Source organism: Pseudarthrobacter scleromae, assembly GCF_014644515.1.
Lineage (GTDB): Bacteria > Actinomycetota > Actinomycetes > Actinomycetales > Micrococcaceae > Arthrobacter > Arthrobacter scleromae.
In genome coordinates, this window is the sequence record NZ_BMKV01000002.1 from 176,141 (window position 1) to 195,823 (window position 19,683).

The following is a 19,683-nucleotide window of genomic DNA, read 5'->3' on the forward strand; positions in this document are numbered from 1 at the left end:
AACCTGTGCAGGTTCAAGTGTAGGTTTGGATTGCGTAGCCCGCAGCCGGACCGGAACGGGGAGCATGTGAAGAAGTTGCTTGTAGTGGCAGCGGCAATCGCAGGCGTCCTGCTCTACCGGAAAGCACAGGAATCCGAGGCCCGGAAAGATGTCTGGAGCAAGTCAACCGATACGGTGGACTAGCCCCGGAGCCCGGAACGGAGCTGGTCAAAGGCTCCCTGGTTCTAGGGTATGATTGACGGGTTGCTTCTTATGGGGGCATGGCGCAATTGGTAGCGCACCTGCTTTGCAAGCAGGGGGTTCGGGGTTCGAGTCCCCGTGCCTCCACCATAGGAAAGTCCCGGTCAGCGGAAACGCTGGCCGGGACTTTTGCTTGGCACCGGAACCCCGCAGCATCCGGTCCGGACCGCCCATTAGGGTAGTGCAGTGAACTTCTTTCTCGCAGCCATCGGTGTACTGGGCGTCGCCTCGTCCGGCCCGTTGATTGCTGCCACCCTCGGGGCCACCACTGTGAGTGCCCTGGCCATTGCATTCTGGCGCAACGCCATCGGCGCTGCCGTGATGGCCTCTCCCACCCTCATCCGGGAACCCCGGCAGTTCGGCAGGATCACCCAACGTGAGTTCCGCTGGTGTGTGCTGGCCGCCGGCGCGCTGGCCCTGCACTTCGCCTGCTTCATCACCTCCCTGCAGCTCACCTCCGTTGCCGCGGCCACGGCACTGGTATGCCTGCAGTCAGCCTGGATAGCGGTCTTCCAGCTCTTCCGCGGGACCCGCCACCGGTGGCAGGTGCTGGCTGGCCTCGGCATCGCTTTTGGCGGCGTTGTTGCGATCACCGGATTCGACATGGGGTCTTCGCCGGATGCCCTGCTGGGTGACCTTCTGGCCGTCGCCGGCGGGGCGCTGGCCGGCCTCTACACACTGGCAGGGGGAAAAGCCCGGCAAAGCATGACGACGGGCACCTACACCACGCTCTGCTACGGGATGTGTGCAGCCCTGGTTGCCGTACTGGCGCTCCTTGGCAGGCAACCGCTGGTGGGCTTTGAAGCCGCCGGCTGGCTGGGGATCCTGGCCATCACAGTCTGTGCACAGCTGGTGGGGCATACCGCGTTCAACCACCTGCTGGCCACCATGAGTCCGCTCCTGGTCTCCATGATCATCCTCCTGGAGATCCCGGGAGCTGCGCTTCTTGCCGCGGTCTTCCTCCACGAAACACTTCCCGCCGGTACTTACGCCGGCCTGGGGCTTATCCTGGCGGGTCTCGCCGTTGTGGTGCTGGGCCAGCGGTCAGGCAAAGCCGCACGCCGCGGAAGGCCAGCGGCAAACGGGAGGAACGAACCGCCGTCGGACCTGCCACTCGCGGAGCTGGGAACCGACTGACGCCGGCGCGCTGCGTGCCCTCTACTGACCGCCGCGGCGCACAGGCTGGGCGGTATTGACGGTGTGGATGGCCCGCAGGAGCTTGGCGGGGAAGTACACGGAGAAGAACACCACCATGGGAGCCTTCAGTGCCATCTTCTTGACGTTGTGGGCCTTGTAGGTCCGGTCGAAGCGGGTGACATAGTAGCGGTAGTCCCGCGGTGAATCCTCAAGCCTGCGGGCAGACATCCCGGACACCATCTGGGGGCAGTACTGGATCTTCAGATCGTTCTCGGCCAGGTGCAGGGACAGGTCGATGTCCTCATGCATCTCGTCCTTTTCGTCCCGACAGGTTTCTGCCCGGATGGTTTCCCATGCGGTGGAACGCAGCGCCATGTTGGAGCCGAAGAGGAAATGGTACTGGTGCTTGGCCAGCTTCAACATGAGCTGGCGCATTTTGTCGTCTGCCTTGAGGCCAAAGCGGCGCATTGGCATGTCGTAGTACACCACCGGGCCCGTGGCTGCCTGGACGGAGTGGTCGAGGAACGCTTTCTGCACCTGCTCCACCCAGTCCGGTTCCACCACCGAATCGGCGTCGATCCTGCCCAGGACATCCCCGGTGGCATGGTCCAGTCCGAAGTTCCGGGTGGGGATCAGCCCCTGCTCCTTGTCCTGGCTGAGCAGGACGATGGGGGTCTCCGGGTACTCAAGCTGCATCTGTTGCACAATGCGGGCCGTGCGGTCCTTGGACAGGTTGTCCACCACCACGATTTCGTGGGCCGGGACGGACTGGTAGATGGCAGCTATGAGGCACTGCCGGATGACGCTCTCCTCGTTGTACGCCGGGATGACAATGGACACGCGGGGCAGGTCTGCTGCGTGGTTCAAGGCATCCCCAGAGGATTGTTCGGCTGACATCGGTTCAAATCTAGCACCGAACGGCGCCCCGCCTCCGAAACACCGAAACCATCGGAGACGGGAAAAGGGCCCCGCCCTGCGGCGAGGCCCTTTCCGGTTGCTGTTCCGGCCCACCGAGGACCGGGTACATCAGGACTGTTGATTCAGGACTGTGATGCGCCCTTGTCACCGTTGCCGATGTTGGAGGCGATGTTCTTGGTAGCGGTCTTCGCGTCCGTGGCTGCCTTCGCTGTGCTGTCAGCGGCTTCCTCGGCCACGTGCTTTGCCTTCTCGCCGGTTTCCTCAGCCTTGTCGGAGGAGGTGCCGGCCTCGGCGGCTGCCGGAGCTGCCGCGCTTACCGGTGACTCCTGGACCTCGTTCACCGTGGTGGCGGGTACGGGTGCCGGCGTGGGTGTTACCGGGGACGGGGTCTTCCAGGGGTCTTCGACCGGCTTGGAAGCCTTCCAGGCCGCGACGCCGGCTGCAACCGCAGCAGCGATCACACCGAAAACCAGCCAGCCGCGCTTCTTCTTGGGGGGTTCCGGCTGTGCAAGCTGGATTCCCACCGTGCGGCCGGCTTCGGTTGCTGCGGCCTTCAGCTGGGTACCGGTGGCCTGCGCCTGTTCCTGGATGGCGTGGATGATTCCCACGTCACCGAGTTTGTGGGCGACGGCGTCCACCCGTGCAGGCGTGTTCTCCAGCGTGCGGTGCACGGCGTCGGAGGCAGAACCGATCTGGTCCGAAAGTCGAGGCAGGTATTCCACAACCACGCGGTCACGGGCGTTCAGAATCACCGGGGTTGCTTTGTCCAAGGCCTCGTGCAGGCGGGGCGACGCGTTGTCCACAGCGTCGTTGATCCTCGGAGCGAGCTGGGCCAGGCCGTCCTGGATACGCGGGGTCACCGTTGCTACACCGTCGGCCAGGTTGTGGGCCGCGGACTTCAGGCCTTCCTGGACTTTTGGAGATGCGGTGTCCAGGCCATGCTGGAGACGGTCAATGGCTGCTTCCACACGGGGGGTTGCCCAATCCTTGGCATTCTCCACTGCGCTGGTGACTGACAGTTCAAGGTCACGGGCAATACGGTCCGACTTCTTCACAACTACCTCCCGATTAATGTGACGGTTCTGTGGTTAGCCTACGTGGCTTGGTGTTCACCTGCTATTCCCCCAGCGGATTTTAGGAGGATTTCACCCAGCGCGGAACTGCGACGGCAGCCGTTCGCTCCCAGGGCCGCCGTGGAAGAATAGGGCCTATGACTGCCATCGCAACTGCAAAAGCAACCATTCACACCAGCCTCGGCGACATTGTCGTCAACCTCTTCGGCAACCACGCCCCCAAGACGGTCAAGAACTTCGTTGGCCTCGCCACGGGTGAGCAGGCATGGACCCACCCGGAGACCGGCGAAGACAAGAGCGGTACGCCCCTGTACAACGGCACCATCTTCCACCGCATTATCAAGGACTTCATGATCCAGGCCGGCGATCCGCTGGGCCGCGGTACAGGTGGTCCGGGCTACCAGTTCGATGACGAGATCCACCCCGAACTGGGCTTCAACCAGCCCTACAAGCTGGCCATGGCCAACGCCGGCATCCGGATGGGCAAGGGCACCAACGGCTCGCAGTTCTTCATCACCACCATCCCCACCGACTGGCTGCAGGGCAAGCACACCATCTTCGGTGAGGTGGCAGACGACGACTCCAAGAAGGTTGTTGACGCCATCGAGGGCGTGCGCACCGGCATGGGCGACCGTCCGGTGGAGGATGTCACCATCAACAGCATCGACATCGAACAGCTGTAATACCGCGCCATGAGCTACGGAATTCCGGCGGCTGAGCCGTCCGCCCAGGTTCCGGTGTGCCCACGGCACCCGGACCGGCCCTCCTACGTCCGCTGCCAGCGCTGCGGACGACCGGCCTGCCCCGACTGCCAGCGGGCGGCCGCCGTCGGATTCCAATGCGTTGACTGCGTCAACGAAACAAAACGTACGACGCCGGAGGTGCGGACCGTCTATGGCGGCGCCGTAGCTGCCGGCAAGCCACGGGTGACGTTCGGGATCATCGCCTTGTGCGGTGTGATGTATGTCCTGCAGTGGCTGGTGCCCAACGATGGCATCTATCAGAGCCTCGGTTTTGCGAACTACTACGCGGAGCCCCAATACGGGGAATTCGAACCGTGGCGGATGCTTTCGGCCGCATTCCTGCACTCACAGGGGTTTATCCTCCACATCGCGCTGAACATGTACATGCTGTGGATTTTCGGCCAGGCCCTTGAACCGCTCCTGGGCCGCGTCCGGTTCCTGGCCTTGTACCTGTTGTCAGCGCTGGGCGGCTCTGTTGGCTACCTTCTGCTGACTCCGCTCTATACACCTGGTCAGCCGCTGTACGGAGTGGTCGGTGCTTCGGGTGCCATCTTTGGCCTCTTCGGGGCCATGCTGCTGGTACAGCGCCACCGTGGCGGTGACACCCGGCAATTGTGGGTCCTCATCGCGATCAACGGGGTGATCGGGTTCATCATTCCCCAGATCGCCTGGCAGGCGCACCTGGGCGGACTTGTCACCGGCGGCCTCTGCGCCGCGGTCCTGGCCTACACTCCGCGCGGTCCGCGGCAGCGGCTCCTCCAGGCGGCAGGACTGACCGGAGTCCTCCTGCTGCTCATTGCCCTCAGCTGGGTACGGATTTCCCTTTAGGACCAGGTTCGGGCAGCCGATACCCACACCACGCACAAGAAACCCCGCCGTCCCGAGGACGGCGGGGTTTTTGTTTTCCACAGCCCTTATCCACAGTGTTGGTAACTTACAGGCATGTAGTTCATCGTGCAGACCCTCCCAGACCGCTGAATTGCGGCCGTTTTCCCCAGAACGGGCCTATTTTTCTCCACAGTTGTGGATAACCTCTGGGGATACGGGTGTGTTTAAGTGGACAAACCGGCCGCAGAATGAGGTTCTGTGGATAACCTCGGGAAAGTTCTTTCCCAAGGGGCCCTGGCCGCCGTTCAGAACGGAACTATCAACACCGTTATTCACATTGTTAATAAACAACAACGCTGTAGTTCACGTCTGTGTACAGGCCCGCATTGCAGCGTGCAGGCCTCGGCAGCCCAGCTTGACTCCGCTTGTATCCACAACTGTGGATAACTTGTGGGTATCGGCATGTTGGTAAGTGGATAAGCACCGGGCGCCTACCCTTGGCTTACGTCCGTTTCCGACAGGAGGGTCCATGACTGCGACCACAAAACACATCTTCCTCGACAAGCAGCACCCCGCCGTGTGGCGCGCGCTCAATGGCCTGGGGCTCAAGGTCAAGGAAGCGGCGCAGGAGGCGGGAATGGAGCTGAGGACCATGGAACTCCTGCACGTGCGGATCTCACAGCTGAACGGTTGTGCCTACTGCCTGGACCTCCATGTCAGGGATGCGGTCCAGGCAGGCGAGTCTCCGCAGCGGCTGGCCGTACTGCCGGCCTGGCGGGACACTGCACTGTTTACCGAAAAGGAGCGTGCCGCCCTGGCGCTGGCCGAGAGCATCACGTCCCTTCCCGGCCACAGCTCACAGGAGCAGGATGAAGCCTATGCCAGGGAACACCTGACGGAGGAGGAATTCTCCGTGGTCAGCTGGCTGGCCATTGCCATGAACGCCTTCAACCGGGTGTCGATCACCAGCCACCACCCGGTCCGCAAGGAGCGCTAAGCCTGCCGGGCCTGTCCCCGTCCGTTATCCACAGGTATTCCACACTGTTAATAACTGCGTCCGGGGTGCAGGATTAGCGCGTGCCGCCGTCGCGGCGGGGATCGGCACGTTGAACGTCTTCCGATGGGCGGGTGGCTGTGGATAAGGTTCCTAACAGCTGGGGAAAGCGCGCGGGCCGTGGTGTCATGCGGCCGCCGTTGGCGCAGTAGACCGGGCGGGCCTGCCAGGGGCGCTTCCGCCTAGCCTGCGTCCGGCCAAACCCCGGAGGATCCCCGCCGGTGGCTTCCCACCAGATGGGTGTCCACCATTCCGATGGCTTCCATAAGGGCGAACATGGTGGTGGGGCCCACGAAGGCGAAGCCCTTCTTCCGGAGGGCCTTGGAGAGGGCGATGGATTCCGCCGACTGGGTGGGGATGTCCGCGTGGGTCCGGGGGCGGGGGGTTGCTTCGGGCTGGAACTGCCACACAAAGTCCACCAGGCCGCCGTCCTGCCGCAACGAAAGAGTCGCGTGGGCATTGGTCACCGCGGCACGTATCTTCAGCCTGTTCCGGACAATGCCGGCGTCCTGCAACAGCCGCTCGACGTCGGCCTCAGTGAACTGTGCGACGGCGTCGGGGTTGAAGCCGGCAAAAGCTGTCCGGAACGCGTGGCGCTTGCGCAGGATAGTGGCCCAGGAAAGCCCTGCCTGGAAACCTTCCAGGCAGATGCGTTCGTAGAGGCCCTGCTCATCCCTGACGGGCATGCCCCATTCATGGTCGTAGTAGTCCCGCAGCAACGGGTCTGAGGACGCCCACGCCGGGCGGGCCAGGCCGTCTCCGCCCAACTGGACACCGTGATCGTCAGGGGGCATGCGTTTCCCTACGGGCTAAGGTCCGGCCTGCCGGCCGTCCGGGAAAAGAAGCTATGAGCGCCAGCGGGTGGTCATCAGGAATCCAACGATGGCGATACCGAAACCGGCCACGATGTTCCAGGACTCCCACGCCTGGACCGGAAAGCGTCCTTCGCTGATGTAGAACGTGATGATCCAGAAAAGGCCGATGATCATCAGCCCAAACATCACGGGCTTGAACCACACCGCGTTCGGCTTGTACGTCTGGGAAGAAGCCTGCGTGGTGGTGCTGGCAGTCTTCTTGCGTGGCTTTGACTCGGGCACTGGCTCTCCTTGGCGGGCTGAGGCAAGCTCGGCGTTCCGGGCTTGGTATCCTGCAAGAAGGAAATTGCCAGCGGTCTGCGCGATCTTGGTCAAATCTGGATTCTTACTAGCAGCCAATTCTAGCCGTAGTTCACGGGCCGCCGGTGCCCGTGGAACCGCCCCGAGGAGAACGCGTGGTGTTGCAGGAGAAGGCGGGGCGAGCCGCTGCGGCGCCTGCCGGCGTCGTAATTCTGCGCGGAGCTGTCCAGGTGGTTGGCGAGCTGCTCATCACCGCCGGCATCATCCTCCTGTTGTTCGTTGCCTGGCAGCTGTGGTGGACCAACGTCGAATCGGACGCCAGGCAGAGCGAAGTGATCAAGGAATTCGCCCAGGACCTCGGCGGCGCTGCCCCGGCCGGACCAGCCGCCCCGGACGCTTCTGCGGCTCCCGCCGGGGAGGACTTCGGCGAGCCGGTGGTGTCCGCCGCACCCGGCCACGCCGGCACTATCGGCATCATGTACATCCCGCGGTTCGGCAAGAATTACACCCGCCCCATTGTGGAGGGCACCACCGGCGATGTTCTGGACACCCTGGGGCTGGGACACTACGGCACCACCGCCATGCCGGGAGCAGTCGGCAATTTCGCCGTTGCCGGACACCGCCAGACCCACGGCGCCGTTTTGGACAACATCCACACCCTGGTTCCCGGGGACAAGATCTACGTCCAGACCAAGGACGGCTATTACGTCTATGTCTTCCGGAACAACCAGATCGTGATGCCATCGCGTACCGACGTCCTGGAACCGGTGCCGACACTCCCGGGGACCGTCCCCACCGAAAGATACCTGACCATGACAAGCTGCAACCCCCGCTATGGGGCCGAAGAACGCATCATTGCCTACTCGCTCCTGGACAGTTGGCGCCCCGCCTCGGCAGGTCCCCCCGCCGAAATCGCGGACCAGGTGGCTGCGGCGATCGGAAAGGGCTGAGCATGTACGGCTGGATCTTCCGGCAGCTTCCCGGGCCCCTGTGGCTGCGGATCGTCACCTCATTGGTGCTCATCGCTGCCGCACTGGTATTGATGGTTCAGTTCCTTTTTCCCTGGATGTCCGAATACACCCAATTCACCGACTCAACGATTGGTTCAGCAAGCCAGCCATGACCACAACCAAAATCCTCGTGGTGGATAACTACGACAGCTTCGTCTACACCCTGGTGGGCTACCTCCAGGAACTCGGCGCCGAGACCACGGTTGTCCGCAATGACGACGTCACACTGGCGGAGGCCATTGAACTGGCCGGCACCCGTGACGGTGTGCTCATCTCACCCGGTCCCGGCAACCCCGCGGAAGCCGGGGTGTGCATTGAGCTGATCAAGTGGTGCGGCGAGAACAGCGTGCCGATGTTCGGTGTGTGCCTGGGGCACCAGGCCCTGGCGGAGGCCTTCGGCGGGAAGGTCACGCACGCCCCGGAGCTGATGCACGGCAAGACGTCCCTGGTCCAGCACATCGGCACGAGCGTCTTCGCCGGGCTCCCCTCCCCCGTTACCGCTACGCGCTACCACTCGCTGGCAGCCGTCCGCGAATCGATTCCTGACGTCCTGGAGATCACTGCCGAGACCGCAACAGGTGTGGTGATGGGACTCCAGCACCGGACGGCGCCGCTGTGCGGCGTGCAGTTCCACCCGGAGTCCGTGCTGACTGAAGGCGGCTACCAGATGCTGGGGAACTGGCTGGAGTCGCTGGGGATGAAGGGCGCCGCCGCCCGGGCAGCCAAACTGAGTCCGCTGATCCAGCACTGACCTGCAGGCTGACCCGCTCAGTCGTCATCCTTGTCAGTGGGGGTCGGCTTGGGTGTCGGCGTCGCTGTCGGCTCGGGGCTCGGCGGGGGTGGTGGTGGAGCTTTGGCCACCACGATCGTGACGGTCTTGCCCTGCTCCACTGTGGCGTTGACCGGATCGCTTTGGTCCGTCACCCTTCCTGCCTCCACCTGGGCGTTCTCCACCTCGATCACCGCAGGGACCAGGCCCAGTTCCTTGAGCGCGGCTTCAGCCTCTTCGCGGGTGCGTCCCCGCAGTTCCGGCAGCGCAACCTTGCCCGTGGACACAATCAGTTCGACGCTGGTTCCTACCCCGACCATCTGGCCCGGCGCGGGGGTGGTGGTGATGACAATTCCGGCAGGAACCGTGGCGCTGTTGGCCGTGGTGGTGGAAGGGGCACCAACCAGTCCGCTTTGGCGCAGGATATCCCTGGCTGCCGCTTCCGTCTTCCCCGGGAGGCTTTCGGGGATCATCACGGCGCTGGGGCCCTCGGAAATGTTCAGGACCACCTCCGCCCCCGGATCCATGGACGCGCCGGACTCCGGTTCGGTGCCGATAGCCGTGCCCTTGGGAACGGTATCGTGCTGCGACCGGACAATCCTTGGCTTGAGGTCGGCGTTGTACAGTTCCTGCAGCGCCGCCGATTCTGTCATGGCAGCGACCACCGGGATCTGGACTTTCGGAATCTCCGGGGCCGGCCGGTTGACGGTGCTGTACAGCCACAGCCCACCGCCGGCCAGGACGAGAAGGGTGAAGACCACCAGGGTGGCAATCCATGCACGACGGCGGGACTTCTGCCGGGGGCTCGGCTCACGTTCCGGAGGGAGGCCAAGCGGCAGCGCCTCCGCCTGGGTCCGGTCATCCATGCCGGCTGCCAGGGGGAAACCGGCCCCGCGGTCACCGGAGGACGCATGCGTTGCGGCCAGCCTGCCGGTAGGAGCATCGTCCAGGAAGCCCGCCCCTGTGACTCCGAACGCTTCGGTGGCCGGAGCAGATGGGGCCGGGACGTGGTCGTTGGGGTCCGTCGGGGCTTCGGAGGCCGGTACGGCAGGAACCGGCACCCCCGACCGGGCAGCGCGCAGGGCACGGCGGAAGGCCGCCGCATCCTGGAACCTGTCGTCCCGGTTCTTTTGCAGGGCCTTTGCCAGCACGCTGTCCAGGGCCGGAGTGACCTCCGGATTGAGGGTGCTCGCCGGCTCCGCTATTTCGCGGACATGCTGGTAGGCCACCGAAACGGGGCTGTCGCCGACGAACGGCGGACGGGACGTGAGCATCTCGTACAGCAGGCAGGCAGCGGAGTAGAGGTCGCTCCGCGCATCTACGGCCTCACCGCGGGCCTGTTCGGGAGACAGGTACTGGGCAGTACCCACCACGGCCTGGGTTTGGGTCATGGTGGCCGAAGAATCCGCGATGGCGCGGGCTATCCCGAAATCCATCACCTTCACCGAGTTGGTGCTTTCGCAGTACATCACATTGGCCGGTTTGATGTCCCGGTGGACAATCCCGGCCTTATGGCTGTACTCGAGCGCACCCAGGACGCCCATGCAGTAGTCGATGGCCTGGCCAATGGTGACGTCGTGGCCGCGGATGAGTTCGCGGAGGGTTTTCCCCTCCACGAATTCCATCACGATGTACGGCACGCGGACGTCCTCGGAGCCATCGTGGACGAGGTGCTCGCCTGTGTCGTAGATGGCGACGATGGAAGAGTGGTTCAGGGCGGCCACAGCCTGTGCTTCGCGCTTGAACCTGGCCTGGAACTGCGGATCACGCGCAAGGTCCGGGCGCAGCAGCTTGATGGCCACCGTCCGCCCCAGCCGGGTGTCCACGCCGCGGTACACGTCTGCCATGCCACCGCGCCCGATCAGGCCGCCCAGTTCGTAGCGGCCACTCAGGACGCGGCGATTATCCACCGGGAGGCTGTCCTCACGGTGCAATGGGGTGCGCGGTGACTCATTCATGGGATGTCCTGGCGGCTACTGGTTGCAGGTTGGGGGCGTACCCGGCTGCTGGCCGTTCGTGCAATCGGGCAGGGGTGACTCCAGGGCAGGCGCCGCCACCGACGAGGTGGTGGGTGCTGCGGTGGGAGCCGGAGCTGGGGCAGATGTTGTGGGCTCAGGTTCGGGCGCCACGGCGTAAACGACGGTGATGGCAGTGCCCTCCGGAACGGCCCCCGTGGGGTTCAGTTCCAGGACACGTCCAGGGGCATCGGCGGTGCTCTCCTGCGGAACAACCGTAACGGCGAGGCCCAATGCGGCGAGGTCTGCCTGCACCTGCCGGTAGTCCTTGCCCAGGTAGGCGGCCGGTATCACGTTGACCAGTTCCTGGGTGGGCTCGGTGGTCGGCGTCGGCGTCGAGCGGGTCTGCGTGGGGGTGGCGGACTGGCTTGTCCGGGTGGGGCTGGCGCTGCTCGGTGCCGCGCTGCTGGTGGTTACACCGGACGTGGGGTCCTCGGAGGGGAAAAGGATTCCCCGCTGGCTGAGGAAGAACCCCACCAGCGCGAACAGCAGCAGCAGGATCAGGGCGATGAGCGGCCAGGTCCAGGGACTGCGGCCCTTGCGCTGGGGCTCATCGGCGGGATCGTCGTCGTACGTTGTGTCTTCCGGAACCCACTTGCGCTCCGCAGCGAGGGCGTTGGCCCGGGCCAGCGTCCCCTGGGGGGCGTCGGCGTCGGCGGCTGCACCCGCAGCGCCGGCCGCCGCTCCAGCGGCTGCACCCGCTGCACCCGCGCCAACAACCGGCAGAGCTGAAGTACGGTCTGTGGAATCATCCCGCTGTGCGCCGATGACGCCGGTCGGCGCCGTCGCAGTGTCTACCGGAGCCGTGATGGGGCCGGTGTCAGCGTCGAAGAGGAGCATTCCCGGGACGGCTGCGCGGGCTGCGCTGATGTCACCGTTGCGGATGGCCTCTGCTGCTTCGGCCAGCTTGATGGCGTTCTCCGGACGGTCCTTGGGGTCCTTGGCCAGCATGGACATCAGGAGGGCGCGTACCGGGGTGGGCAGTGATTCCGGCAGGGGCGGCGGAGCGTCATTGACCTGGGCGAGGGCAATCGCAATCTGGGATTCGCCGGAGAAGGGGCGGTGGCCGGTCAGGCACTCATAGCCGATGACGCCCAGCGCGTAGATGTCCGACGAACCGGTGGCTGTTTGGCCGGTGGCCTGCTCGGGTGCCAGGTACTGCGCCGTGCCCATCACCTGGCCGGTCTGGGTGAGCGGCACCTGGTTGGCGAGGCGGGCAATGCCGAAGTCCGTGACCTTGACCCGTCCGTCAGGGGTGATCAGGAGGTTGCCTGGCTTCACGTCGCGGTGCACCAGGCCCTGCGCGTGCGCAACGGAGAGGGCGCGGGCGGTCTGCGCGATGATGGACAGCGTACGGTCCGGCGAAAGGACCTGCTCATGTTCGATGATGCTGCTCAGCGGCTGGCCGGGGACCAGCTCCATGACCAGGTAGGCGGAACCTTCCTCCTCGCCATAGTCAAAGACGTTGGCGATGCCCACGTGGTTCAGGAGTGCTGTGTGGCGGGCCTCGGCACGGAAACGCTGGAGGAACCCGGGATCGCCCGTGTACTCCTCTTTCAGCACCTTGATCGCGACGATGCGGCCCAGGACGAGGTCTTTCGCCTTCCACACTTCACCCATGCCACCAATCGCGATCCGCGTGGTCAGCTGGAACCGCCCGCCGAGGGTGATTCCGGTTGTAGGCCTCACTTATTCAACACCGCCTCAAAAATTCTCTTCGCGTTCGGACTGGTTAGCTGGGCTCCTGTGGTGATGTCCACGCCTTCCATGACGATCGTGACACCCACCTGGGGGTTGTTTGCGGGGGCAAAGCCGGTGAACCAGGAGTTGTTCGCTCCGTTGCCCAGCTCGGCGGTTCCGGTCTTTCCTGCCACCTGGACGCCGGGAACAGCCGCCCGGTTGGCGATGCCCTCGCTGACCGCACTTACCATCCACTCCGTAATCTGGTTGGCGATGTCCGGGGTAGTGGAGGTCCGCAACTGCTTCGGCTGGGGTTCATCAATCACGCGGAGGTCCGGGGAGCGCAGGGTCTTGATGAGGGTGGGCTGCATCTGGACGCCGTCGTTCGCGATTGCGGCGGTCATCAGTGCCACCTGCAACGGCGTAGCCCTGACGTCCTTCTGCCCGATGACGGACTGCGCCAGGCCGGGGCCGTCGAGGTCATCAGGGAAGGTGTTGCCGCTGGCGTAGTCCAGCTTGAGCTGATCGCCCATGTCCTGGCCGAACCCGAACTTCGCCGCCTGTTCGGCAATGGCGTCACGGCCAAGGTCCAGGGCAATGCTTGCGAAGGGGGTGTTGCAGGACTGCTGGAGTGCGAAGGCGAAACTGGCTGTGTCCCGGGTGTAGCAGTTGCCGCCCGCGTAGTTGGGCAGGCGGTACTGGATGCCCTCGAAGGGCAGCTCCGCAGGGTTGGGGAGTTCGCTGTCCTTGTTGTACTTCCCGGATGCCAGGGCCGCTGCGGTATCCACCAGCTTGAACACTGAGCCAGGGGCCAGCAGTTCCCCGGTGGGTCCGCTGACGTTCGGGTTCAGGTTGATCCCGGGCACCTTGATCAGTTCATTCATGCTGGCATCGGCCGCGGCGAGGTCCTGGGTGGCCACCAGGTTCGGATCATAGGACGGCTTGGACACCATGGCCAGGATGGCGCCGGTCTTGGGATTGGTGACCACAATGGAGCCACGCTGCCCGTCCGGGATCAGACTATAGGCCAGCTGCTGGATTTCGGGGTCGATGGTGAGTTCCACCGATGCGCCCTTGGGCTGGTTTCCGAGGAACAGCTGCCCCACCCGGTCCAGGAACAGCTGGTCCGAGTTGCCGGCAAGCTCCGCTCCCATGGACTGCTCCAGGCCGGTGGCGCCGAAGTTCTGCGAGAAGTACCCCGTGATCCCTGCGTAGGCCTCCGGCTGCGGGTACGTGCGCTGGAAGGCGCAGGTTTCCGAACCAGTCTCCACGGATTCCGCCACGGGGGATCCACCCACAATGACGGCGCCACGGTCGTTGCAGAAGCTCTGCAGGACGGCGCGCTGGTTCCAGGGGTTGGCCTTGAGTTCGTCGGCCCCGATCACCTGGACGTAGCTGATGGCTCCAAAGATGAGTGCGAACATGGCGATGGCCGCCACCCATGAATGCCGTATTGCCTGGTTCACAGGTGCTTCACCGCCTCGGTAGGAGTATCAATGCCTGGTGCTTCCGATCCTTTGCCCGGCGGCAAGGGAGTGGTGTCCACGGGGCCGCGCGCGGTGTGCGAAATCATCAGGAGCAGGCCAACAATGATCCAGTTGGCCAGCAGGGACGAGCCGCCCGCCGCCAGGAACGGTGTGGTGAGGCCCGTCAGCGGGATCAGGCGGGTCACGCCGCCGATCACCACAAAGCACTGCAGCGCCACGGCGAAGGACAGCCCGCAGGCAAGGAGCTTTCCGAACGCGTCCCGGGTGCCCAGGGCAGCCCGGAAACCGCGGGTGAACAGCAGCAGGTACATCAGGACGACGGCGAACAGGCCGATGAGCCCCAATTCCTCGCCCAGGGAAGCAATGATCATGTCGCTGTTCGCGAAGGGAACCAGGTCCGGGCGGCCCTGGCCCAGTCCCGTGCCCACCAGGCCGCCGTTGGCCATGCCGAAGAGCCCTTGAATGATCTGCCGGCTTCCGCCGGGAAACCGGTCGTAGACCTCCGGTGTGAAGGCATTGAGCCAGCCGTCGATGCGCAGCTGCACGTGGGAGAACACCTGGGCGGCCACGAACCCGCCGCCGGCGATGAGGGCCAGGCCTATGACAACCCAGCTAATCCGGCTGGTGGCCACGTAGATCATCACGATGAACAGGCCGAAGAAGAGGATGGAGGAGCCCAGGTCCCGCTGGAAGATGAGCACACCGATGCTGACCAGCCACGCGGTGATCATGGGGCCCATGTCCTTGAAACGCGGGAACTGCAGCGGCCCCACCTTGCGGCCCGCCAGCAGGATCAGGTCCCGGTTGGAGGAAAGATAACCAGCGAAGAATATAGCCAGGGTGATTTTCGCGACCTCGCCGGGCTGGAACGTCATGGGGCCGAGGCGGATCCAGACCCGTGCGCCAAGGATCTCGCCGGCGGTGATGCCCGGAACAAGCGGCAGGATCAGGAGGAGTGCGCTGGCAGCCAGTGAAATGAAGGTGAACCGGCGGAGGATCCTGTGGTCCTTCAGGAACCAGATCACCCCGATGGCTACGGCCATGGCGATGAGTGTCCAGCGGAGCTGGTTGTTTCCGGTGTCGTCACCGGGGGCGTCCAGCCGGTGGATCATGGCAAGCCCGATCCCGTTCAGCGCGACCACGAGCGGAAGTATTACCGGATCGGCATACTTTGCGCGGAGGCGAAGGACGCCGTGGAAGACCAGGGCAGCAACGGCCAGGAGGCCGGACTGGAACCAGAAGTCGGAATCAAACGCGTCCTCCCGGTCGATGCCCACCAGCATGTTGGCGCCGATGCCTACGGCGAGGGCGAGCAGGAGCAATGCAAGTTCTACGTTGCGGCGCGGTTTGGGCATGGTGCTGAGCTGGCTCATTGGACCGCCTCGCAGGTGACGGAGGGGCTGGGTGAGGGGGATGGGCCCGCCGGCGCAGGCGAAGCGTCCGGGGCCGGTGCAGCGGCCGCGGAGTCCGTGGGCGCCGGGGCAGGGGTGGAGGCTGCCGGGGACGGAGAAGGCGCCGGGCAGTCCTGTTCTGGAGACGTGGTCCCGGTGAGCTCAAGGTTCTTTACGATGCGCTGGGCGTCGTACAGGTCGTTGGCGGGAACGGTCTGGCGGACCCGCTGCTGGGAAAAGGGCGGCAGGGAATCCATCCGGATCTCCGTGACGGTCTCCAGGCTGGACAGTCCGATGGGCCCCAGGCGCTGCGAAACCCCGTTGTAGATGGCCACCCGTGAATCGAACTCGCCCACGTAGTACCGGGTCTGCGTCCAGGCATAGCCCAGCCACAGGCCCACCGTCAGCGCCACCAGCACCGAAGCGGCGATGGTCCAGGTGACCCACCGGCGCGGCTTGGGCGGTACGAGGGCTTCCTCGGCGTCGTTGCCCCGTTGTTCGGCCCTGTGGGTGAGGAGGGTTGCTGCCCTGCGCGCCACAGTGCGCCCCGCGATGGTGGGGATGGAACCGGACTCGGCGGCCGCAGCGGCAGCACCCACAAGTTCGTGCGGCCGCGACGCCAGCTCTTCCCGCAGGACTTCCGCGGACAGGTGCTCGCCCAGGTGCGGATCGGTGGCGCCCGCCTGCACGGACGGAGCACCGCCGGCGTCCTTGGAACCTCCCGAGTCCTTCGCTTCGGTGGAGGCAGGGTCCCCGGCATCCTGGGCAGAGGCATTCCTGCCCTCCGGCGGGGTGTCCTTCCGGGCTGCCGCGGCAGCGGCCAAGGCGGCATTCGTGGACGGAATGACTTCGACGGCGGCCGTACTGACGTCGTCGGGCGTTTCTTCGACGATTTCCACCATGATCACGGTGACGTTGTCCGGGGATCCGGCTTCGAGGGTCAGGTCAACCAGGGTTTCCACGCACTCGCGGAGGTCCTTGGTCTCCCGTACCGTCCGCTCCACGGCGTGGCCCGCAACGTAGTTGAGCCCGTCGGAGCAGAGCAGCCAGCGGTCGCCCGGCCGAACGTCCAGGGTGTCGAGATCAAGTTCGGGACTGGCGTCGACGTCGCCAAGGACCCGCATCAGGACGTTCTTGTGCGGGTGGCTCTCGGCCTCCTCCGGGCGGAGCCTGCCTTCGTCGATGAGCCGCTGGACGAACGTGTGGTCCACGCTCACCTGCTTGAACTCGCCGTCGCGCAGGCGGTAGGCCCGGGAATCGCCAATGTGTGCGAAGTGGAGCTTTCCCTCGGCCAGCAGGAGGGCCGTGACCGTGGTGCCCATTCCCGCGAGCTTGGGGTTCTGGTGCACCAGTTCGGACAGCAGCGAATTCGCGGTCTGGATTTCATCGGCAAGGACCGTGCCGGCGTCACCCTGGTAGCCGCCGCGGTCCAGGTGGATCATGTCCAGGACGGTGGCGGCGGAGGCAACATCGCCGCCTGCGTGGCCACCCATTCCGTCCGCGACGACGGCGAGGTGCCGCCCTGCGTAGGCGGAATCGTCATTCTTGGAGCGGATGCGGCCGACGTCGGAGCGCGCGGCGAAGCGCATGATGAGGGGCCGCTGCGGGGGCTGGTGCCCGTTTGCGGGGAATTGCGTGGCGGCCACGGCTATGGCCTCAATTCGATAACCGTCTTGCCGATTCTCACGGGTACCCCTGGCTCAACCGGCAGGGCACGGGTAAGTTGCTGGTCCGCCAGGTACGTTCCATTCGTTGAGCCGAGATCCTCGATGAACCAGCGGCTGCCCTGGGGGAACAGCCGTGCGTGGCGGCCGGAGGCGTAGTCGTCCTCCAGGACCAGCGTGGCCTCCTGGGCCCGTCCCAGGAGGATGGGGCTGGCGGCAAGCGGAAGGGTGGTTCCCTTCAGCGGTCCCTCGATGACAACCAACTGGTGGGCCTGCTGCTTAACCGGCTGCGGGGCGGCTTCCGCCAAGCCCGGGTTTTTGCGGACCTCGCGTTGGGTTGGAGCGCCGGACGCCGCCTTGCGCCCCACCATGAGGTCCCGCCGCATCGCTGACACGATGCTGAAAATCAGCACCCAGAGGAGCAGGAGGAAGCCAAAGCGCAGGGCTGTGATGGTCAGGTCGCTCATGCGCGGCCACCAGGGCCGGCAGGCAGAAGGCGGAAGATGATTTTTGTCCGTCCCATAGTGATGGTGGAGCCGTCAGTGAGCTCGGTGCTCCCTGACACCTTCTGCCCGTTGACGTAGCTGCCGTTGGTGGATCCCATATCCACTGCGCTGGTCACGCCGTCGGCCGTGCGGATTTCCAGGTGGCGGCGGGAAACGCCGGTGTCCTCGACATGGATGTCGGCGTCGGAGGACCTGCCCAGCACGATGGACGGCGCGTTGAGGGAGTAGCGCTGCCCGTCGATGTCCAGGACGGGCTGGAGCCGGACCGGCTGGCGGCTGGGAGCTGCCGGCACGTTGGAGCGTGCGGGGGCGCCCGCCGGGGAACCCTGGGTCTTTTCGGTGGTGGAGATGATTTCAAAGTCGCCGGCGCGCAGCTCCGTGTCCCGGCGGAAGGAAATCCGCACCGATCCCTGAAGCGTGTACCCCTGGCTGCGGACGTGGTTGATCACCACATCGCACAGTTCTTCGGCCAGCGGGGTGCCCCATTCCTGGGCCCTCTTGAAGTCGTCTTCACTGAGCTGGACGTCGAAAACGTTGGGTGCCAGTGTGCGGCCGGCCGAGACCGTAAGGGCCTTGTGGTCCACCTCGCGGCGCAGCCTGCTGGCGATTTCCACAGGCTCAACCTGGGCGCGGGAGCCGGTGGAGAAGACGCCCCGGACAGCCTTTTCAATGCCGCGTTCAACTTTGTCCAGCAGACCCATGATTCTTCTCCTTTCCCCCCGGCTGCGGGGCAGTTTCCGTTCCGGAACTTCACCCGCCGTGCAGTTCACAACTCAGGAGCGTGCGCGCGTGCGGCAGCCACTCCTACATCCGATACTACTGGGCAGGCCTGTGAATGACCTTAATCAACAACGGCCCGCCGCCTGCAAAAGTTCACTCCGAAGTCGCAGCCGGGCCGGATCCGGCCCCAGTTCCATCCCCGGGCGGGGGCACGAATTTCCGGGTTCCGCCGGAGCCGGGCAGGCGCACGGAAGCCCAATTGGTAATTTCCGTCCACTGTCCGTTATGCTTGATCTCGCTGCTTTCACAGGGTTGCGGATCCGGGAAACCGGCCGTGGCCGGATGAAAGAAGTTGCGCGCGAGTGGCGGAACGGCAGACGCGCTGGCTTCAGGTGCCAGTATCCGAAAGGGTGTGGGGGTTCAAATCCCCCCTCGCGCACGCAAACAGGAAGAGCCCCGGTCTAAGGACCGGGGCTCTTCTGCGTTCACTGAGTTTGCATAATGCTGATTGCACCGCGGGTTGGACTTCTCACCCAGGTGTTACGGGGTGTTATGTCCAAGCCCGGGTGCCGCACAGCCTGGTTCGACGACGGGAGCCTGGTTGGTGCCACGCGGCGGCGATATTCCCCGCCCGCTAGGGACGCGCCGATGCCTTGAACCGGCGTCGTGAATTCGCCAGGTGGCTGCGCATGGCAGCCGCCGCGGCAGCCTCATCCCCGTCCGCGATGGCCTCCGCGATGGACCTGTGTTCCTGCACCACCTGGTCAAAGTGGTCCCGGGCGTAGTGTTCGACGCCGGTCATCAGCCGGGTGCGCGGCATCGCGATCATCGTCTGGCCCAGCGCCGCGAGGCAATCGGAATAATAGGGGTTGCCGGAAGCGGCGGCTACGGCCCGGTGGAACTCGAAGTCCGACTTCATGGCGTGCGCCGGGTGCCCCGCGCTGGCGGTGAATTCCTCCAGCGCTGCGGTGACGGCCCGCAACTGCCGCTCTGTATGGTTGCGCGCTGCCAGTGCCGCGGCCTCCGCTTCCACCCCCATGCGGAACTCCAGCAGGTGCAGCCGGTCCTCCATGGTGGCCACCGGACGCGCCCCCGGAGCAGGAGAGGGTCCGTCCGATGGCGGGGTGAGGGCAAAGCTGCCCCGTCCCCGTTCGGTTTCCACAAGTCCCTCGGCCTGCAGCCGGGTCAGGGCGGCACGCACCACGGTACGGCTGACGCCAAAGTCGCTGATCAGGGTGTTTTCGCTGGGGAGCTTCTCGCCCGGCTGGATGACGCCGTCGACGATGCGGGTGCGAAGGTCAGCGGCGAGGTCCGCGGTGAGGTTCCGGCTCAT

The 19,683-nt window shown here is 65.0% G+C and carries 20 protein-coding genes and 2 tRNA genes; 10 read left to right on the forward strand and 12 right to left on the reverse strand.

Translation table 11 applies throughout. The features are described from left to right. Positions 1-66: 66 nt before the first annotated feature. From IEX33_RS19325 to IEX33_RS05690, 3 genes are all read left to right on the forward strand, one after another. Entirely contained in the window at positions 67-183 is a 117-nt protein-coding gene (locus tag IEX33_RS19325; protein ID WP_219816817.1) for a DLW-39 family protein, read from the forward strand. 71 nt (positions 184-254) lie between these two features. Next, positions 255-330, forward strand: a tRNA-Ala gene (locus IEX33_RS05685). A gap of 96 nt (positions 331-426) precedes the next feature. Further along, positions 427-1,377, forward strand: coding sequence for a DMT family transporter (locus IEX33_RS05690; RefSeq protein WP_188728459.1), 951 nt, complete (start codon positions 427-429; stop codon positions 1,375-1,377). A gap of 21 nt (positions 1,378-1,398) precedes the next feature. Here IEX33_RS05690 and IEX33_RS05695 read toward each other — a convergent pair whose 3' ends face one another. Further along, complete coding sequence (locus IEX33_RS05695; RefSeq protein WP_188728462.1) at positions 1,399-2,274, reverse strand: glycosyltransferase; 876 nt, start codon at positions 2,272-2,274, stop codon at positions 1,399-1,401. A 143-nt stretch (positions 2,275-2,417) separates the two neighbouring features. Beyond that, the gene (locus tag IEX33_RS05700; RefSeq protein ID WP_188728465.1) at positions 2,418-3,350 is read right to left on the reverse strand and encodes a hypothetical protein; all 933 of its coding nucleotides are present in this window, start codon (positions 3,348-3,350) and stop codon (positions 2,418-2,420) included. Between the two features lie 155 nt (positions 3,351-3,505). Here IEX33_RS05700 and IEX33_RS05705 point away from each other — a divergent pair, with 155 nt between their 5' ends. The 3 genes from IEX33_RS05705 (at position 3,506) to IEX33_RS05715 (ending at position 5,936) form a co-directional block, all read left to right on the forward strand. Continuing rightward, entirely contained in the window at positions 3,506-4,051 is a 546-nt protein-coding gene (locus tag IEX33_RS05705) for a peptidylprolyl isomerase (RefSeq protein ID WP_104186651.1), read from the forward strand. 9 nt (positions 4,052-4,060) lie between these two features. After that, complete coding sequence (locus IEX33_RS05710) at positions 4,061-4,939, forward strand: rhomboid family intramembrane serine protease (RefSeq protein ID WP_188728467.1); 879 nt, start codon at positions 4,061-4,063, stop codon at positions 4,937-4,939. A 529-nt stretch (positions 4,940-5,468) separates the two neighbouring features. Then, positions 5,469-5,936: a carboxymuconolactone decarboxylase family protein gene (locus tag IEX33_RS05715; RefSeq protein ID WP_188728469.1), complete on the forward strand. Its 468-nt coding sequence runs from the start codon at positions 5,469-5,471 to the stop codon at positions 5,934-5,936. 239 nt (positions 5,937-6,175) lie between these two features. Here IEX33_RS05715 and IEX33_RS05720 read toward each other — a convergent pair whose 3' ends face one another. After that, positions 6,176-6,787, reverse strand: a complete 612-nt coding sequence (locus IEX33_RS05720; protein WP_188728471.1) for a DNA-3-methyladenine glycosylase I — start codon at positions 6,785-6,787, stop codon at positions 6,176-6,178. 51 nt (positions 6,788-6,838) lie between these two features. Next, on the reverse strand, positions 6,839-7,090 hold the full coding sequence (locus IEX33_RS05725) for a cell division protein CrgA (protein WP_188728473.1): 252 nt from the start codon (positions 7,088-7,090) through the stop codon (positions 6,839-6,841). 173 nt (positions 7,091-7,263) lie between these two features. Between IEX33_RS05725 and IEX33_RS05730 the strand changes: the two genes are divergently transcribed. The 3 genes from IEX33_RS05730 to IEX33_RS05740 are packed head-to-tail and all read left to right on the forward strand — an operon-like array spanning position 7,264 to position 8,869. Next, positions 7,264-8,058, forward strand: a complete 795-nt coding sequence (locus IEX33_RS05730) for a class E sortase (RefSeq protein WP_188728474.1) — start codon at positions 7,264-7,266, stop codon at positions 8,056-8,058. Positions 8,059-8,060: 2 nt separating this feature from the next. After that, positions 8,061-8,231 carry a hypothetical protein gene (locus tag IEX33_RS05735; protein ID WP_188728475.1) on the forward strand — a complete coding sequence of 57 codons (171 nt, stop codon included), beginning with the start codon at positions 8,061-8,063 and terminating at the stop codon, positions 8,229-8,231. Then, a complete protein-coding gene (locus tag IEX33_RS05740) occupies positions 8,228-8,869 on the forward strand; it encodes an anthranilate synthase component II (protein ID WP_104186637.1) in 642 nt (213 codons plus the stop codon). The genes IEX33_RS05735 and IEX33_RS05740 overlap by 4 nt, the downstream gene beginning before the upstream one ends. A gap of 17 nt (positions 8,870-8,886) precedes the next feature. Here IEX33_RS05740 and pknB read toward each other — a convergent pair whose 3' ends face one another. From pknB to IEX33_RS05775, 7 genes are read right to left on the reverse strand one after another with little or no spacing between them, the layout of a single operon-like run. Next, positions 8,887-10,845 (reverse strand): Stk1 family PASTA domain-containing Ser/Thr kinase, encoded by a 1,959-nt coding sequence (pknB, locus tag IEX33_RS05745; RefSeq protein WP_188728477.1) that lies wholly within the window; start codon positions 10,843-10,845, stop codon positions 8,887-8,889. A gap of 15 nt (positions 10,846-10,860) precedes the next feature. Further along, positions 10,861-12,591: a protein kinase domain-containing protein gene (locus IEX33_RS05750; protein WP_188728479.1), complete on the reverse strand. Its 1,731-nt coding sequence runs from the start codon at positions 12,589-12,591 to the stop codon at positions 10,861-10,863. Then, positions 12,588-14,048, reverse strand: a complete 1,461-nt coding sequence (locus tag IEX33_RS05755; RefSeq protein ID WP_188728481.1) for a peptidoglycan D,D-transpeptidase FtsI family protein — start codon at positions 14,046-14,048, stop codon at positions 12,588-12,590. The genes IEX33_RS05750 and IEX33_RS05755 overlap by 4 nt, the downstream gene beginning before the upstream one ends. Beyond that, complete coding sequence (locus IEX33_RS05760) at positions 14,045-15,442, reverse strand: FtsW/RodA/SpoVE family cell cycle protein (RefSeq protein ID WP_188728482.1); 1,398 nt, start codon at positions 15,440-15,442, stop codon at positions 14,045-14,047. Before IEX33_RS05760 ends, IEX33_RS05755 begins: the two co-directional genes overlap by 4 nt. Then, the gene (locus tag IEX33_RS05765) at positions 15,439-17,106 is read right to left on the reverse strand and encodes a PP2C family protein-serine/threonine phosphatase (RefSeq protein ID WP_377090447.1); all 1,668 of its coding nucleotides are present in this window, start codon (positions 17,104-17,106) and stop codon (positions 15,439-15,441) included. The genes IEX33_RS05760 and IEX33_RS05765 overlap by 4 nt, the downstream gene beginning before the upstream one ends. 2 nt (positions 17,107-17,108) lie before the next feature. Next, complete coding sequence (locus tag IEX33_RS05770) at positions 17,109-17,591, reverse strand: FHA domain-containing protein FhaB/FipA (RefSeq protein ID WP_104186625.1); 483 nt, start codon at positions 17,589-17,591, stop codon at positions 17,109-17,111. Then, positions 17,588-18,331, reverse strand: a complete 744-nt coding sequence (locus tag IEX33_RS05775) for an FhaA domain-containing protein (protein ID WP_188728484.1) — start codon at positions 18,329-18,331, stop codon at positions 17,588-17,590. The genes IEX33_RS05770 and IEX33_RS05775 overlap by 4 nt, the downstream gene beginning before the upstream one ends. Before the next feature lie 375 nt (positions 18,332-18,706). Between IEX33_RS05775 and IEX33_RS05780 the strand changes: the two genes are divergently transcribed. Further along, positions 18,707-18,789 (forward strand) — tRNA-Leu (locus tag IEX33_RS05780). A gap of 195 nt (positions 18,790-18,984) precedes the next feature. Here IEX33_RS05780 and IEX33_RS05785 read toward each other — a convergent pair. Then, entirely contained in the window at positions 18,985-19,683 is a 699-nt protein-coding gene (locus IEX33_RS05785) for a FadR/GntR family transcriptional regulator (protein ID WP_188728486.1), read from the reverse strand.

Excerpts from the sequence above, each read along its gene's own strand:
- IEX33_RS05695 (WP_188728462.1), bottom strand. The coding sequence starts at position 2,274 with ATGTCAGCCGAACAATCCTCTGGGGATGCCTTGAACCACGCAGCAGAC.
- IEX33_RS05705 (WP_104186651.1), top strand. The coding sequence starts at position 3,506 with ATGACTGCCATCGCAACTGCAAAAGCAACCATTCACACCAGCCTCGGC.
- IEX33_RS05710 (WP_188728467.1), top strand. The coding sequence starts at position 4,061 with ATGAGCTACGGAATTCCGGCGGCTGAGCCGTCCGCCCAGGTTCCGGTG.
- IEX33_RS05715 (WP_188728469.1), top strand. The coding sequence starts at position 5,469 with ATGACTGCGACCACAAAACACATCTTCCTCGACAAGCAGCACCCCGCC.
- IEX33_RS05720 (WP_188728471.1), bottom strand. The coding sequence starts at position 6,787 with ATGCCCCCTGACGATCACGGTGTCCAGTTGGGCGGAGACGGCCTGGCC.
- IEX33_RS05735 (WP_188728475.1), top strand. The coding sequence starts at position 8,061 with ATGTACGGCTGGATCTTCCGGCAGCTTCCCGGGCCCCTGTGGCTGCGG.
- IEX33_RS05740 (WP_104186637.1), top strand. The coding sequence starts at position 8,228 with ATGACCACAACCAAAATCCTCGTGGTGGATAACTACGACAGCTTCGTC.
- pknB (WP_188728477.1), bottom strand. The coding sequence starts at position 10,845 with ATGAATGAGTCACCGCGCACCCCATTGCACCGTGAGGACAGCCTCCCG.
- IEX33_RS05760 (WP_188728482.1), bottom strand. The coding sequence starts at position 15,442 with ATGAGCCAGCTCAGCACCATGCCCAAACCGCGCCGCAACGTAGAACTT.
- IEX33_RS05770 (WP_104186625.1), bottom strand. The coding sequence starts at position 17,591 with ATGAGCGACCTGACCATCACAGCCCTGCGCTTTGGCTTCCTCCTGCTC.
- IEX33_RS05775 (WP_188728484.1), bottom strand. The coding sequence starts at position 18,331 with ATGGGTCTGCTGGACAAAGTTGAACGCGGCATTGAAAAGGCTGTCCGG.
- IEX33_RS05785 (WP_188728486.1), bottom strand. The coding sequence starts at position 19,683 with ATGAGCCGGAACCTCACCGCGGACCTCGCCGCTGACCTTCGCACCCGC.